This is a genomic window from Labilithrix luteola (assembly GCF_001263205.1).
GTDB classification, from domain to species: domain Bacteria; phylum Myxococcota_A; class Polyangia; order Polyangiales; family Polyangiaceae; genus Labilithrix; species Labilithrix luteola.
This window is the reverse complement of sequence record NZ_CP012333.1, coordinates 10,639,338-10,653,515: the sequence shown is the minus strand read 5'-3', so window position 1 is coordinate 10,653,515 and position 14,178 is coordinate 10,639,338. Positions and strand designations below refer to the sequence as shown.

Below are 14,178 nucleotides of genomic sequence, written 5' to 3'. Positions count from 1 at the left end.
TCAGTGAAGATTGCCCTCGCTGATCTCGATCGCGGTGTCGCTTCGCCGTAGGGCGACGACGTTCGACGGTCCGGCAGCGAGGGCCAGCTGCGTCGATGCGGTGGTGAGGAGCCACTGCACGTTGGGGAGCGCACGCCTGAAGAGTGGCAGAAGAGCCCGCAAGAGCGTGGGCTCCTGCTGACTCTCCACGTCGTCGACGGCGACGACGCCTTCGGTCACGCGCGGATGCTCCGCGTTCGGGTACGCCGCTGCGAGCGCCCGCAGCGAAAGGGCTCCCAGGGCCACGAGGTGCCGTGCCGGTCTCGGCAGCGCATCGAACACGAAGGTGCGACCCGTGTGGTCGCGCATCTCGGGCTCGAGCGTGAAGGGATTCACGCCGGCGTATCGCAAATCGAAGGGCTCGAGCATGACATCGACCACCTCGCGAAGCGCCGTTTCGAAGCGCACGAGTCGCTCGGCACCGCCCTCGCGTTCGGCGAGAGCTCGTCCGATGGTCGCGTACGTGAGGACCTGCTTGGTCTCGCGTGTCAGATCCGCGCGCGTGGGATCGTCGAAGCTCGCGGGCTGCCGAACGTCGTGCCGAAGGAGCGTGCGCTCGGGCGTCGTCAGCATGTTCGGCGTGCGCGAAAACCAGCGCGCACCGGAGAACGTCACGAACACGAAGCCGCCCTCGGTTTGGGCGCGGCGATCGAAGGCCGCCTGTTCGCGGCGCCGTCCCGTCGTCTGTTCCGCCGTCTCGTCGGGCAGGACCGCCGACGGACTCGTGATGATCAGCGGATGCTGCCGCGAGGGGTCGTCGTCCCCGAGCGTCCACTCCGTGACGGCGTACGAAGGCTCGTCAGACGCGCGCTCCTTGGCCTGCGCGAGATGCACCGGGAGCGGCGGCAAGGCATGCCCTGGCCGCGTCATCGCAAGCACGGACAGGAGGAGCGTCTTGCCCGTGCCGCTTCCTCCAAAGAAGACCGTCAGGCCGCCTTCTTCGGGTTCGACCGGCGCCTCCGTGACGAGAGGCGCTCGCGAAAGTTGGAGCTCGGTATCGACGAAGGGCCCGATGTTGCGCAGGCGGGCATGCAGCAGGCGCATGGACCGCGGAAGGGTACCGAGCGCGGGCCCTCACCGGAAGGTGGCAGCGTCAGCGACGTCGGCGTACACGCGCGACGAGGACGGCGCCGGCCGCGAGGAGAAGGGCAGGGAACGAGGAGGCGGTCTTCGCGTTCGTGCCGCCGGTCGCCATCGCGCACGACCCCGACGACGATGCCTCGTCGGCCTTCCCGGAGAGGTTCGGGCCGGTCGACTGCGCGCGCGTCGAACCGTTCGTGCTTTCGGCGTCGCTGGTCTCGAGGGTGGGGGCCGCGCCGGCGATGCCGAAGGCCTCGTCGAAGAGGTCGTCGAAGCCTGCGGTCGTCGTGTAGATGTGGCCGAAGTCGTCGTCGCAGCCGCTTCCGCGCGAGACGACGCCGATGATGGCCTGCGTCTCTTCGCTGATGGCCGGGCCGCCCGAGTCGCCCTGGCAGATCGAACGACCGACCTCGAACTCGTGCGTGCCGAGCGGCGTGCTGCTGGCGGAAACGCCACGACCTTGCGCGAGCACCTTCACGCCCGTCTTGCGGAAGCGCGTTCCGATCGGCGCGTCCTTGTCGTTCTGGCCGTAGCCCACCGAGCGAATCGTCTCGCCCGGGTGCGCGGGTGACTTGAGGCGCACGGAGAGAGGCTTCGCGCCCTCGACCGCCTGATCGAGAACGACGAGCGCGATGTCCGAGTCACACAGATAGGCCCCCTTCGGGGAAATGATCGCGCGTCCCTTCGCCTCGGGCTTGCGACCGAAGCTCGGCGTCGCCCCGGTGTAGACACCGATCGTCGTCGGGTCTTCCTCCGCGGAGATGTGTTTGCCGTTCGCCGAGCGGCCATTTTCGTCACACGAGACCGAGGTGGTGACGTTCTTCGTCACGCAGTGGCGTGCTGTCAAAACGAGGTTCGGTGCGATGAGCGCTCCGGAACAAAGTTCGAACGTGCCACCGGTGCCAACGCGCAGCGCCACGACGCCGGAGAGCGACGTGTCATCGTCGTCTTCGACGCCGCCGAAGATCGCGAGATGCGAGTCACTCGGTGCGACCGAGACTTCGACCGGCTGGTTGGTATCGCTCCCATCGCCTGTTTCGGCCGCGCAAGCGGCACTTCCGAGCGCGATGGCGATGCACCAGGCTGGGGAGAGGACGATCCGGGAGAAGGCACCCACATGATGGGTGACTGCCTCAGGTTTGCTGCGATTTGAGGTGTCAAGCGGAGCCGCCATGACTTCTGAGCGGGCGGAGCTTTCATGATGTGTGCCGCTGTCCGACAGCTCTGGCGTGAGATGCGGCGTGAGCTACGACGCAACGATCTCATCCATTTAGCCAACTCCATGATCGCGATGTCATACCAAGGCCTGAGCTGTGCCCAATGGACACCTGTTTTTCCCCGGGTTAGGCTCCGTCCCCTCGTTATTTCCCACCTTTGCTGCTTGGGCTCTTAATTGCTTATGCCCTTGCCTCGCTTGGAGCCCTGCGTCATGGGCTCAGTCTTGGAAGTCTTGGTCTCGCGCCCCGGTCTACGTGCACTACGTGGACAGAGCTCGCGAAGGTCCACTGACGGAAGCGCCACTCGATGCCCAATTCAGCCGCCGACGCACGAAACCTGATTGGAAGCCCGGTCGAGAGCGGGCTCGTTGGGCGTGGCGCGACGATCGAGGGTCCGGTTGTCTCGCCCCCTTCGCGTGTGATGCAGGGGGTCGTGCCCGATCTGGCGAAGGCCTGGCACCGCCTCTCCGATGGGCAGATGTCGCTCCTCGTGGGAGCCGTGCTCTTCGTGACGTGCGCGTGGCCTCTCGCGTTCGTCGAAGTCCCGCCGTACCAAGACCTCCCCAATCACCTCGCCGCCGTCGCCATCATCGAGCATCCGGAGCGCTACCCGGAGTTCGTTTTCAACGGCTTCTTCAAGACGAACGCGGCGCTCTTCGCCTGGCTGTTCGTCGTCGCGAAGGTGACCGGCGCCAAGATGGCCGCGCGCCTCTTCGCGGTCCTTGTTCTTGCGGGCAACGCCTTCGTCCTGCCGCGCTTCGTGCTCGCCATGACCGGCAGCCGGCAGCGCATGCTCGTCGCGAGCCTGTTCATGTGGCCCATGGTCCACAACTGGTTCCTGACGATGGGCATGTTGGACTTCGCCCTCGCGGTGCCGCTCTCGCTCGGCGTGCTGATGGGGCTCGAGCGCCAGAGGCGCGCTCCGACCATCAAGAACGGGATTCTCATCACGGTCCTCGGGATCGTGACCTGGTATGCGCACGTCTTCCCGCTCCTGATCGTGCACATGCTCGCGGCGATCGAAGCGGCCCTGCGACCGACGTGGAAAGAGCGCTGGGAGACGGTCAAGAAGATGGCCGTTCCGCTCTTCCCTGTGGCGGTGCTCGTGGCGGCGTCGCTCTATCAGCACCTGAGCGACACGGTCGGTCCGATGACTGGCTTCATCGACCATCGCAAGACGCTTCCGGCTTGGGAGCTCGGCTACAACATGTGGGCCGAGTGGCTCTGGGGCTTCTCCAAGCTCGAGCTGAGCACTCTCGTCCCGTGTCTCGTGCTGGCGGGGCTCGGCTTGTGGCGTCGCAAGGAGTCGCCGCCCTTCTTCTCGCCCGTGGCTCTGGTCGCGCTCGCGCTGATGTACTGCTTCTCGCCGTACATCGTGACGAACTGGTTCCACGTCAATTCGCGCTTCATCCCGTATCTCTGGCTCGCGTTCCTCCTTCGCGTGCCCGCTTCGCTCCCAAAGAAGCTCGTTGCGGTGCTCGGCATTTCGGCGGTGTTCTACAGCGCGGGGATGGGCGTGGACTACATGCGGCTCGAACGCGAGCGGCGTGAGTTCACGGCGGGCATTCCGGTCGTGCCGGAAGGTGCGCGACTTCTGCCTCTTCTCTTCCGCCACAAGGTGGCGAGTGACAACACGCGCAGCATCATGCACGCGTGGGGCTACTACGTGACGGAGAAGCTCACCGCCGCGCCGCTGCTCTTCGCGCACTCGCACTCGTTCCCCGTCATGTACAGCACGCCGCCGCCGGTGCGCTTCAATCACCTCGTCCTCGAGGGATTCGCGCCCAGCATGGCGCAGCCGAGCGCGGTGTGCCGCAACATGCTCGACGGCAACGTCGTCGTCGACGACTGCGAATCGGCGTACGAGGCGACGTGGCGCGAGTTCTGGGTCGACGCGATGCCTCGCTACGATCACCTCCTCGTCTGGGACGTGACACCCGAGGCGCGCGCGCTGATCCCCTCCGCCTACCGGCTGACGTTCGAGCAGGGGCGCTTGCAGATCTACGAGCGCAAGACCAACCCTGACGAGCGCGCTCACGCGCACTGACGCGCGGCCAGTTCACGCCAGGGCGCCTGACGGCGCTACTTCACATCGAGCTGGATGCGCCGGCCGATCGGAAGCACGAAAGCCGCTTTGCCTCCGTGCACGCTCAGCCCGAAGCGATCGCCCGATAGCCCGTCGTTGGCCTCCGCGCCGTTGGTGATGGTGGCGGCGAGACGGATGCGGGTGACCTTGTCGTGAGCGACGAACGTGCGCCCTTTGATGAGGGCCATCGTTCGCTGGATGCTCGAGGTGAGCGCAGGGCTCGGCGCCCCCTCGACGCGCACGTCCGTGATGTGTCCCTCGTCGTCGATGGCGAGGACGACGGTGGCAGAGCCTGCACTGCCGAGCGGCGCCCGTTCCCAGGCTCGATCGGCGCTGGCGGTTTGGGTGAAGCTTCGCGCGAAGGCTGCGGCCAAGTCGGTTGCCGAACGGTCGCCGACGGCCCCGTAGAGCGTGCCCGTATTCGTCGCAGCTGACGACTCTCCGGCGTTCGGCGATTCGGCGTGGCCACCCGAAGGGCGGCTAGGATGGGACGACTTCGCCGCAGCGGGCGCGCGGACAGGGGGCGCCGCCCGCAAGGCTCCGTCGTCGGCTTCGTCGGGCGACGACGGCGCGCCGGCATTGGTCGCCGGGGAAGGGGACGCGTTCGCGAGCGGCTCGCTTCGGAGATCGGGGGCGGGGAGCTCGAAGGTGTCGCCCGCGAGGCGGGGGGCCGGGTCGCCCGACGCTTCCTGGGTGGGATGGCGGGACCCGAGGAGCAGCGCGGCCACCGAGATGTGTATGCCGAGCGACAGTGCGGTCACCGAGAGCGGGGTCGACCATCGACCGGAGGGCGGCGCGCGCATGCTTGGATAGTGTGTAGCAGGACCCAAAAAGTTCCCGCGAGCCCGTGGTGGCGCTACGGCACTCGCCAGCCATCACGGCCGTGTTCTCTGCGCAAGAGCTTTGGTGCTTTGCCGTGCCTCAGTACTGAGTTACGGACCATCTTGCGCGAGGCCGTTCCGTGTGCGAAGGAGCCTCCCTACATGTCCAGGGTGTCCGGGGTCACCATTCCGCTCTTCTCGATCCGCACGCGCGCCGATTGGGGCATCGGGCAAATCACGGATCTGCCCGCCTGCGCAGCCTTCTTCCTCCACGCGGGGCAGAAGCTCGTGCAGGTGCTCCCTGCGCACGAGCTCGCCGAGGGGGAGACCAGCCCTTACGGAGCGCTCTCCGCGTTCGCGCTCGACCCCATCTACATCACGATCGAGCGCGTGTCCGACCTCGACGCTGTCGAGATCGCCCGCACCCTCGGCGACGAGGGGCATGCCGAGCTCGAGCGCCTGCGCAAGTCTTCGCGCGTCGAATACAAGGCCGTGCGCGCGCTCAAACGGAAGGCGCTCGCGGCGGCCTTCGCGCGCTTCTGCCAACGCGAGCTCACGACGAGCTCCGAGCGCGCTCGGGCGTTCTTCGCCTTCGTCGAGCACGAAGCGACCTGGCTTCGCGACCATGCGCTCTACATGGCACTTCGCGCCCGTCACGACGGCTACGGGTGGCGCACGTGGCCGGACGCCGAGCGCGATCGCTCGCCCGAGATCGTGCGACTCGCGCTCGATCCGAAAGACGACGGTGGCATCGGCACGCGCATCCTCGAGCAGATGTACCTGCAGTGGATTGCCCACGAGCAATGGCGCGCGGCGCGCGAGGAGATGCGAGCGCTCGGCGTTGCGCTCATGGGGGACATGCCGTTCATCGTCGGCGGCGAGAGCGCCGATGTCTGGGCGAATCGTCACCAGTTCCGCTCGGACGTGACGCTCGGCGCGCCGCCCGACGACTTCGCGCCCGAAGGCCAGAGCTGGGGACTTCCCGCCTACGACTGGCAGGCGATGGACAAGGACGACCTGGCGTGGCTCCGTGCGCGCGCCGGTCACGCTGCCGTTCTCTTCGATCGGTTCCGGATCGATCACGTCGTCGGCTTCTTCCGCCAATGGGTCCGCAAGGACGGTGAACCGGGAACGTTCGACCCCTCCGGTGAGCAGAATCAGCTCGCACGCGGCACGAAGGTGCTCTCGGCGATGCGTGACGCTGCCGGTCCGGGCGCACTCATCGCGGAGGATCTCGGCGTCATCCCGCCGTTCGTCCGCGAGACGATGACCCGCCTCGGCTTGCCCGGGTACAAGGTCCTTCCGTGGGAGCGTGACGAGAACTTCATTCCGCGCGATCCGCGGCACTTCCCCGAGCTCAGCGTCGCGACGTGGAGCACGCACGACACGATGCCGATCACGTCGTGGTGGTACGCGCTCGAGCCGTGGGAGCGCGAGCGTCTCGCCGCGCTCGATCGGATCCCGCTCGATCTGCCCGAGGGTGAACGGGAGCTCGCACTGCTGAAACTCTTGCTCTCGGCGCGCTCGGATCTCGTGCTCGTGCTCGCCAACGAGATCGTCGGCGACAAGACCCGCATCAACACGCCGGGCACCGTCAACGACGAGAACTGGACGTGGCGGCTCGATCGACCGCTCGAAGATCTCGGGGCGGACCCTTCGCTCCTCGCACGTTTGGAGCGCATCCGTGCGCTCGTTTCCGAGACGAACCGAGCTTGAGCTAGAGACGCCCGGCGCGAAGGTTTCCGCGCCTCGGCGTCTTTCCTGTTAACCTCGACGACCTTCATGGGATTCACGCTGAGGCCCGGCCGACACGCGCCGCTCGGGGCCACGTTCGACGGCGAGGGCGTCAACTTCGCCGTCTTTTCGGAAAACGCCACGGGCATGGACCTCTGCTTGTTCGACGAGCAGGGGAACGAGACACGCATCCCGTTCCGCGAGCGCACGATGAACGTCTGGCATGGCTACGCCCATGGCGTTCGTCCCGGCCAGCGCTACGGCTTCCGCGCGTATGGCCCGTGGCAACCCAAACAGGGCCTGCGCTTCAATCCGAGCAAGCTCCTCGTCGACCCGTATGCGCGGGCCATCGAAGGGCGCGTCGACTACGGTGCACCGGTCTTCGGCTTCGTCGGCGCCCCCGTGCGAGGCCTCGCAGGCACCGGCGCGGCGCTCGACGAGAAGACCGCGGATCCGCGCGACAGTGCGCGCGGCGTGCCGAAGAGCGTCGTGGTCGATGACGCGTTCGATTGGGAAGGTGACAAGCCTCCGCAAGTGTCGTGGGCAGACACGGTGCTCTACGAAGCCCACGTGAAGAGCATCAGCGCGCAACATCCGGACGTCCCGCCGGAGCTCCGGGGCACGTACCTCGGGCTGGCGAGCGAGCCGATCATCGCCCACCTGAAGAAGCTCGGAATCACCACCGTCGAGCTGATGCCCATCCACGAGCACATGGACGAGTGGTCCGTTGCCGTGCGTGGCATGGAGAACTTCTGGGGCTATTCCACGCTCGGATTCTTCGCGCCCGATCAGCGATTCGCGACGAAGAGGCCGGATCGCCACCATCACTCGCATCAGGTCGTCGAGTTCAAGCAGATGGTCAAGGCGCTGCACCGCGCCGGCATCGAGGTCGTTCTCGACGTCGTCTACAACCACACGGGCGAAGGCGATCAGCTCGGTCCAACGTTGTCGCTGCGTGGTCTCGACAACGCGGTGTACTACCGGCTGAACGCGACCGATCGGTCGCTCTACGACGACTACACGGGCTGTGGAAACAGCCTGAACATGCTGCATCCCCAGACGATCAAGCTCGTCATGGACAGCCTGCGGTACTGGGTCACGACGATGCACGTCGACGGCTTCCGCTTCGACCTTGCGTCGACCCTCGCGCGCGAGACGAGCGCCGTCGACAAGATGAGCGCGTTCTTCGACATCATCCATCAGGATCCGATCCTGTCGAACGTGAAGCTCATCGCCGAGCCGTGGGACCTCGGGCAAGGCGGCTACCAGGTCGGAAACTTCCCGATCTTGTGGACCGAGTGGAACGGTCGCTATCGCGATACGGTCCGCCGCTTCTGGCTCGGTCAGGCGGGAACGACGGGCGACATGGGCTTCCGTCTCACGGGCTCGAGCGATCTCTACGAAGACGATGGCCGGCACCCGCACGCCAGCATCAACTTCGTGACCGCCCACGACGGGTTCACGCTTCGTGATCTCGTCAGCTACGACAAGAAGCACAACATCGCCAACGGCGAAGACAACCGCGACGGTTGGGACGACAACTCGTCCTGGAACTGCGGTGTCGAAGGCGAAACGAGCTCCGAGGCGATCAACGACCTGCGCGCGCGCCAGCATCGCAATTTCCTCGTCACCTTGATGCTCTCGCAGGGCGTTCCGATGCTGACGAGCGGCGACGAAATGGGGAAGACGCAGCGCGGGAACAACAACGCGTTCGTCCAGGACAACCCCGTCTCGTGGCTCGACTGGGATCTCGACGAGCGCCGTCAGCGTCTTCTCTCGTTCACGCGGGAGCTCATCGCGTTTCGGCGTCGCCATCCCGTGTTCAGGCGCAATCGCTTCCTCAAAGGCGAGCGCGTCGGAAACAGCGAGCTCAAAGACATCGCGTGGTTCTCCCCGAGCGGGCGCGAGATGACCACGGCGGACTGGCAGAAGCCCAAGGCCGCCACGATCGGTCTCTTGCTCTCGGGCGACGCCCTCGACTGGACCGACGACATGGGCCACCCCGTGCTCGACGACTCGTTCCTCGTGCTGCTGAACGGCAGCCGCACCGACGTCTCGTTCGTGCTGCCGAACGCCGAGTGGGGAAGCCGCTGGGCGATGCGCATCGACACGCAGCGCGAGGCGATGTGCACCGACGGGGAGCTCGAAGCGGGAGCCACCGTCACGCTCGTCGCGTGCAGCGCGATGGTGTTGAAGCGTGTTCGTCCGAGCCGCGGTTCGTGGCGGCCGTCGTCGAAGACGAGAGCGGCGACGCCGATCGAGTGACGACTACGGAGCGGCGGTGATGACGCGGACCTCGGCGTCCGCGCTTCGCGCCGTGCCACCGAGAGGCGAGGACAGGGGCGCGAGCTCGCTCGGGAGCGAAGCGAACGACACGTCGACCTCGTCGCCCGAGACCGGCGCGAACTCGCCGCCGACTTCCTGACGGATGTTGCCTGCGGTACCGCCCCACGCCACGCCGTGACCGAGCTTCGGGCACGAAGCGGTGCGGCACACGGTGGTCGCGAGCGAGTAGGTGGTGCGAATTAGCCCGTCTTCCATCGAGGTCGACGTCGACAGAACGCGGGCGCGCGCCTGGCCCGGGGCGAGCTCGCTCGCGCGCGCGACGCCGCCATCGACCTTCGAGACGTCGGGCAGGAGCGCCACCGTGGCTGCAGCGGTCGCGAGCACGAAGCCGATGCGCGCACGGCGATCGCTGCGGGCCCGGAAGAGGAGGAATGCGAGCAGCGCGAACGTCGCGAACATCGCGGCGTGCGAAGCGGCCGCGGACGGCTTCTTCGGGGCGACCGTGGCGCCGCCACACGCATTGCCGCGACCTTCGAGCTTCGTGCTGTAGAGCTGCGCGAGGCCTTCGATATCGTCGGTGGCGGGCGCGCGCATCGACGCATCGTTCGGCGCCGAGTAGCGGTACATGAGCGCGTCTTTGCGGCCCATCTCGTCGTTCATGCCGAGCGAGTGCCCGAGCTCGTGCGCGACGACGTGGTGCAGATCGTAGATGGTGCCGGGCGCGGCCGAGGCCTCTTGATCGTGCGAGATTCCGTCGGTCGTCGAAGGGTGCGTCCCGGATTTCGACGCCTTCTGCGTTGGGGTCGTGACGTCGCTCAGCACCGCGAACGAGTAGGCGCCGTTGAAGACGATGTCCGCGTCGAGGATCTTGCCCGACGCGTTGTCGTACGTGAGGACAGTGATGGCGAGCGCACGACCGGCCGGCGCATATCCACCCTTCACGAAGAAGATGCCGTTCTTCTCGTCGTAGCCAGGCTTCTGAGGCGAGTTCGCCTGCGGGGCGCGTCCTGCGAGCTCGGGCGCGCCGGCCGAACCGCTCCAGCTCTCCATCGCGTGACGCACGGCCTGTGCGGCCTGGGGCACGTTCCCGTCGACGGACGGATCGATCGTGAAGTCGACCTCGCGCTGCTCCCAGTGGACGAAGTCGCCGTCCGTCGTCTTCTTCACGACGTACGCGTGAGCGTCGGACGCCGCGGCAGCGAGGGTTCCGGTCGCCGCGAGCAGGGCGAAGCATCGCCGAAGCACGGTGCCAAACACCGTGTTTCGATTTCGTCCCCGCACACGAGCCAGTGCCACTTAGCCTGTCTACGGGAGTTCAAATACCAACTCCCCTCAAATGCACCGACATCCGAAAATGAGTGTCAGGCTGTAACGCGGGTGCCCTGAGGGTCCCCCGATGCCCGCGCGTGGGGTATGTGAACACCAAATGTGAGTCACAACAGCGTCTCAGGCCCAAACGAGACGTTGGTCGAGGCCCAAAATCACGCGTGATTTCAACGATGGAAACGAGAAAGGCGCACTGCCTACATGGCGGTGCGCCTCGGTCGATGTCCTCGAGGGACGTTCAGGAACCTGCGTTTCCGTACGCGGCCAATTGGCGATCAGGCTATGGCTGCGCTCACTGATATCGAATCAGAACTGCCGAGTTCGATCTTTCTCTCTCGGCGTCCCGTTCAGTCCTTCGCGCTCGCGACGACGGGTGCTGCGACGGTGTTCGGTGAGCTCGCGCTTCCGGTGCTACCCGTCGCCGCGTTCGCGTTGCCGATGCGGTAGCGCTCGAGCTTTCGATACAGGGTGGTGCGGTCGAAGCCGAGGACCTTCGCGGCCTGCGTCTTGTTCTGACCGACCGCTTCCATCACGCGCTGGATGTAGCGCTGCTCGACTTCTTCCATCGTGACGAGGTCGGTCGGATCTTCCGTGGCGACGACGACGAACGACGGCTTGTAGTCGCGAACCTTCGGCGGAAGGTCCTCGACCGTGAGCTCTTCGAAGCGGGCGAGGGCGATCGCGCGCTCGATGCAGTTCTGCAGCTCGCGCACGTTGCCGGGCCACGAGTACGCGAGCAACCGCTCACCGACCGCCGGCGAGAACCCGGCGACGCGCTTACCCATCGGCTCGGCGTAGCGAGTGATGAACTGCTGTGCGAGCGCGAGGACGTCGTTCGCACGGGCTCGGAGCGGCGGAAGCGCAACGTGGACGACGTTGACGCGGTAGTAGAGATCTTCACGGAAGCGGCCGCTCGCGACCAACGACTCGATGTCGCGATTGGTGGCGGCGATGATGCGCGTGTCGAACGGGATCTCCGAGGTACCACCGACTTGGCGGACCGTGCGCTCCTCGAGGGCGCGCAGGAGCTTGGCCTGCATGCCGGGCGGCATCTCGCCGATCTCGTCGAGGAAGAGCGTGCCGTTGCTGGCTTCGACGAAGAGGCCCTTCTTCGGCGCTTTCGCGTCGGTGAAGGCGCCCTTGGCGTGGCCGAAGAGCTCGCTCTCGAGAAGTGCCTCCGGGAGCGCCGCGCAGTTGATGGCGATGAAGGGCCCGTCGGCGCGCTTGCTGCGGCGGTGGAGGTCGCGTGCAACGAGCTCCTTGCCGGTGCCGCTCTCGCCGGTGATGAGCGTCGTCGCGTCGGTCTCGGCGACGCGCGCGAGGGTCTCGTGGACCTTGCGCATCGCGGGGCTGTCGCCGACGAACTCGGCGCCCGGCTTGGAGCGCTCGACCTCTTCACGAAGGCGCTTCACCTCTTCGCGGAGGCGGCGGTTCGAGAGGGCGCGCTCGACCGCGACGACGAGCTGGTCGATCTCGAAAGGCTTCGTGATGAAGTCGTAGGCGCCCGCGCGCAGGGTCGCGATCGCCGTCTCGAGGGATCCGAACGCCGTGATCACGATGACCGGGACGTCGTGGCGATTCTTGACGATCCGCTCCGTGAGCTCGACGCCGTTCATGCCACGCATGTTCAGGTCCGTGACGACGATGTCGAAGTCTTCCTTCTCGAGGCGCTCCCACGCAGCGTCCGCGCTGTGTTCCTGCTGCGCGTCGTAGCCGCGACGAGCCAGAGCTTGCTCGACGACCTTCGCCATCTCGGGTTCGTCGTCGACGACGAGGATGCGGTGGCGGGCGGTCGTAGCGGCTGAAGTCATGCGCCCGAATCTAGCGCAACTCACCCGCCAGGATGTTCATGTCGGCTCGGTTTTTTTGCCGTTTCGTCGTGTTGGGGGTGTCGCAAATCACACCGGTAGGTAGAGCATGAAGGTCGTGCCTTTACCGACCGTGCTCTTCGCCGTCATCCAGCCCTCGTGATCCTCCGCGATTCCGTGGGTCACGCTGAGGCCGAGCCCAGTGCCTTCACCGACGCCTTTGGTGGTGAAGAAGGGCTCGAAGATACGGACGAGGTGTTCGGGGGCGATGCCGACCCCCTCGTCCGAGATCTCGAGCACCGCGCAGTCGCGCTCGGCCTCCGACGCAGGTGGAGCGGAACGCGTGCGGCGCACGTCGATGCTCACGGTTCCGCCCTTCGGCATCGCGTGTACGGCGTTGATGACGAGGTTCGTGAGAGCCTGCTCGATCTGCGCGGCGTCGACGTGAGCACGCACGGGATCGTGGCGATTCACGACGATCGCGACGTTGCTCTTCTTCGCGAGCGTCGAGAGGAGATTCGCGGCGCGTTCGGCGAGATCTCCGAGCTCGGCGTCGCTGCGCTTCGGCGTACGACGTCGCGCAAAGTCGAGCAGCTGCCGGACGATCTTCGTCACGCGATCGGCCTGGGCGGCGATGATGGTCGCGTTCGACGCGGCCTCGTCGGTGGGGACTTCGCCGGTGGCGATCATCTTCGCGCGCATCGAGATGACGTTGAGCGGTGTGCCGAGCTCGTGGGCGATGCCCGAGGCGAGCGTTCCGACGGTGCGGAGGCGGTCGGCGTGGCGAAGCTGCTCGAGCGTGGTCACGCGTTTTTCGGCCTCCGCATCGCCCCGGGTTCGCGCGTCGCGAAGCTGGTCGCACATCGCGTTGAGCTCGCGTACGAGGGAGGAGACCTCGTCGCGACCTCGGACCGGCAGGCGGCGCGAAAGGTCTCCGGTACCGATTCGGCGGGCCTGTTCTTCGACGACGGCGAGCGGACGGGAGACGATCCAAGACGTCAGAACGAAGGCGAGGAACGTCGCGAACGCAGCGACGAGTGTCGAGGCGAGGAGTTCGTCGCGAACCTCGGTCCAGAAGACCTGCGACCGTGCCGTCAGCGGTCGTGAGAGCTCGAGGGCCGCGGGGCGCTGGCCCGGGCGCAGGAGCGGCACGTAGACGAACAACTTTCGTACGCCGCCGGGTTTGATGCGCACCCAGTTCGCCGGCGTGCCTTGTCGAAGCGAGGTGATGACGTCGGCCGGTGCGCGTGGGGCGTAGGAGTTGTCGGTATCGACGTCGAGCCAGGTCCAACGAACGTCGAACTCTTCGTCGCGGTCCGTGACGCCGACGAGCTCGCGGGCGTTCACCTCACCGTCGCGCTCCCAGACCGCAAGGGCGAGCTTGCTCAGCGTCCGCCCGCTCGAGGCGAGGTCTTCGGCCACGGTCTCTTCTGTCCGGTGCGCTTCACGCGACGCCGCGACCGAGGAGTACACAAGAACACTGAGAATGCCGCACGCAAGGAAGGCGAGCGCGAACTTCGTCGCGACTTTCATGGGGATACCCTACCTCAGCGACCCGAGCGGGACGACCCAAGCCGATCCAGCCTGACTGCCGCAGTTCGAGAGGCTTACTGCGGCATTGTGTCGAATTGCCCCACGACACTGCGGCATCGGTGCGATTGGCCACAGGGTTTTTGTGGCCCCGCTGCGAGATATCGCGCGCTTCGATGCAACTGTCGCGGTGGCATGATGACTGCTGAGGGAGCCGCAGCCTCTACCGGTTGGGCCAATTCCGGCTGCCG

9 protein-coding genes are annotated in these 14,178 nt (G+C 66.4%); 3 read left to right on the top strand and 6 right to left on the bottom strand.

Features of this window, described 5'->3' with window-relative positions:
• Both AKJ09_RS46005 and AKJ09_RS46000 read right to left on the bottom strand, forming a co-directional pair.
• Positions 1-1,083: a hypothetical protein gene (locus AKJ09_RS46005; protein ID WP_146654208.1), complete on the bottom strand. Its 1,083-nt coding sequence runs from the start codon at positions 1,081-1,083 to the stop codon at positions 1-3.
• A gap of 49 nt (positions 1,084-1,132) precedes the next feature.
• The gene (locus AKJ09_RS46000) at positions 1,133-2,236 is read right to left on the bottom strand and encodes a S1 family peptidase (protein ID WP_169928448.1); all 1,104 of its coding nucleotides are present in this window, start codon (positions 2,234-2,236) and stop codon (positions 1,133-1,135) included.
• A 407-nt stretch (positions 2,237-2,643) separates the two neighbouring features.
• On the opposite strand from AKJ09_RS46000, the gene AKJ09_RS45995 reads away from it, so the two are divergent.
• Positions 2,644-4,383 (top strand): hypothetical protein, encoded by a 1,740-nt coding sequence (locus tag AKJ09_RS45995; RefSeq protein ID WP_146654206.1) that lies wholly within the window; start codon positions 2,644-2,646, stop codon positions 4,381-4,383.
• A gap of 35 nt (positions 4,384-4,418) precedes the next feature.
• Here AKJ09_RS45995 and AKJ09_RS53830 read toward each other — a convergent pair whose 3' ends face one another.
• Positions 4,419-5,225 carry a hypothetical protein gene (locus tag AKJ09_RS53830; RefSeq protein WP_169928447.1) on the bottom strand — a complete coding sequence of 269 codons (807 nt, stop codon included), beginning with the start codon at positions 5,223-5,225 and terminating at the stop codon, positions 4,419-4,421.
• A 180-nt stretch (positions 5,226-5,405) separates the two neighbouring features.
• Here AKJ09_RS53830 and malQ point away from each other — a divergent pair, with 180 nt between their 5' ends.
• Both malQ and glgX read left to right on the top strand, forming a co-directional pair.
• A complete protein-coding gene (gene malQ / locus AKJ09_RS45985) occupies positions 5,406-6,959 on the top strand; it encodes a 4-alpha-glucanotransferase (RefSeq protein WP_169928446.1) in 1,554 nt (517 codons plus the stop codon).
• A 66-nt stretch (positions 6,960-7,025) separates the two neighbouring features.
• Positions 7,026-9,242: a glycogen debranching protein GlgX gene (glgX, locus tag AKJ09_RS45980; RefSeq protein WP_146654203.1), complete on the top strand. Its 2,217-nt coding sequence runs from the start codon at positions 7,026-7,028 to the stop codon at positions 9,240-9,242.
• A 3-nt stretch (positions 9,243-9,245) separates the two neighbouring features.
• Here glgX and AKJ09_RS45975 read toward each other — a convergent pair whose 3' ends face one another.
• The 3 genes from AKJ09_RS45975 to AKJ09_RS45965 all read right to left on the bottom strand — a co-directional run bounded on the left by AKJ09_RS45975 (position 9,246) and on the right by AKJ09_RS45965 (position 13,930).
• Positions 9,246-10,508, bottom strand: a complete 1,263-nt coding sequence (locus AKJ09_RS45975; RefSeq protein WP_169928445.1) for a matrixin family metalloprotease — start codon at positions 10,506-10,508, stop codon at positions 9,246-9,248.
• A 428-nt stretch (positions 10,509-10,936) separates the two neighbouring features.
• Positions 10,937-12,400, bottom strand: coding sequence for a sigma-54-dependent transcriptional regulator (locus AKJ09_RS45970; protein ID WP_146654201.1), 1,464 nt, complete (start codon positions 12,398-12,400; stop codon positions 10,937-10,939).
• 87 nt (positions 12,401-12,487) lie between these two features.
• Positions 12,488-13,930 carry a sensor histidine kinase gene (locus tag AKJ09_RS45965; protein ID WP_146654200.1) on the bottom strand — a complete coding sequence of 481 codons (1,443 nt, stop codon included), beginning with the start codon at positions 13,928-13,930 and terminating at the stop codon, positions 12,488-12,490.
• Between the last annotated feature and the right edge of the window lie 248 nt (positions 13,931-14,178).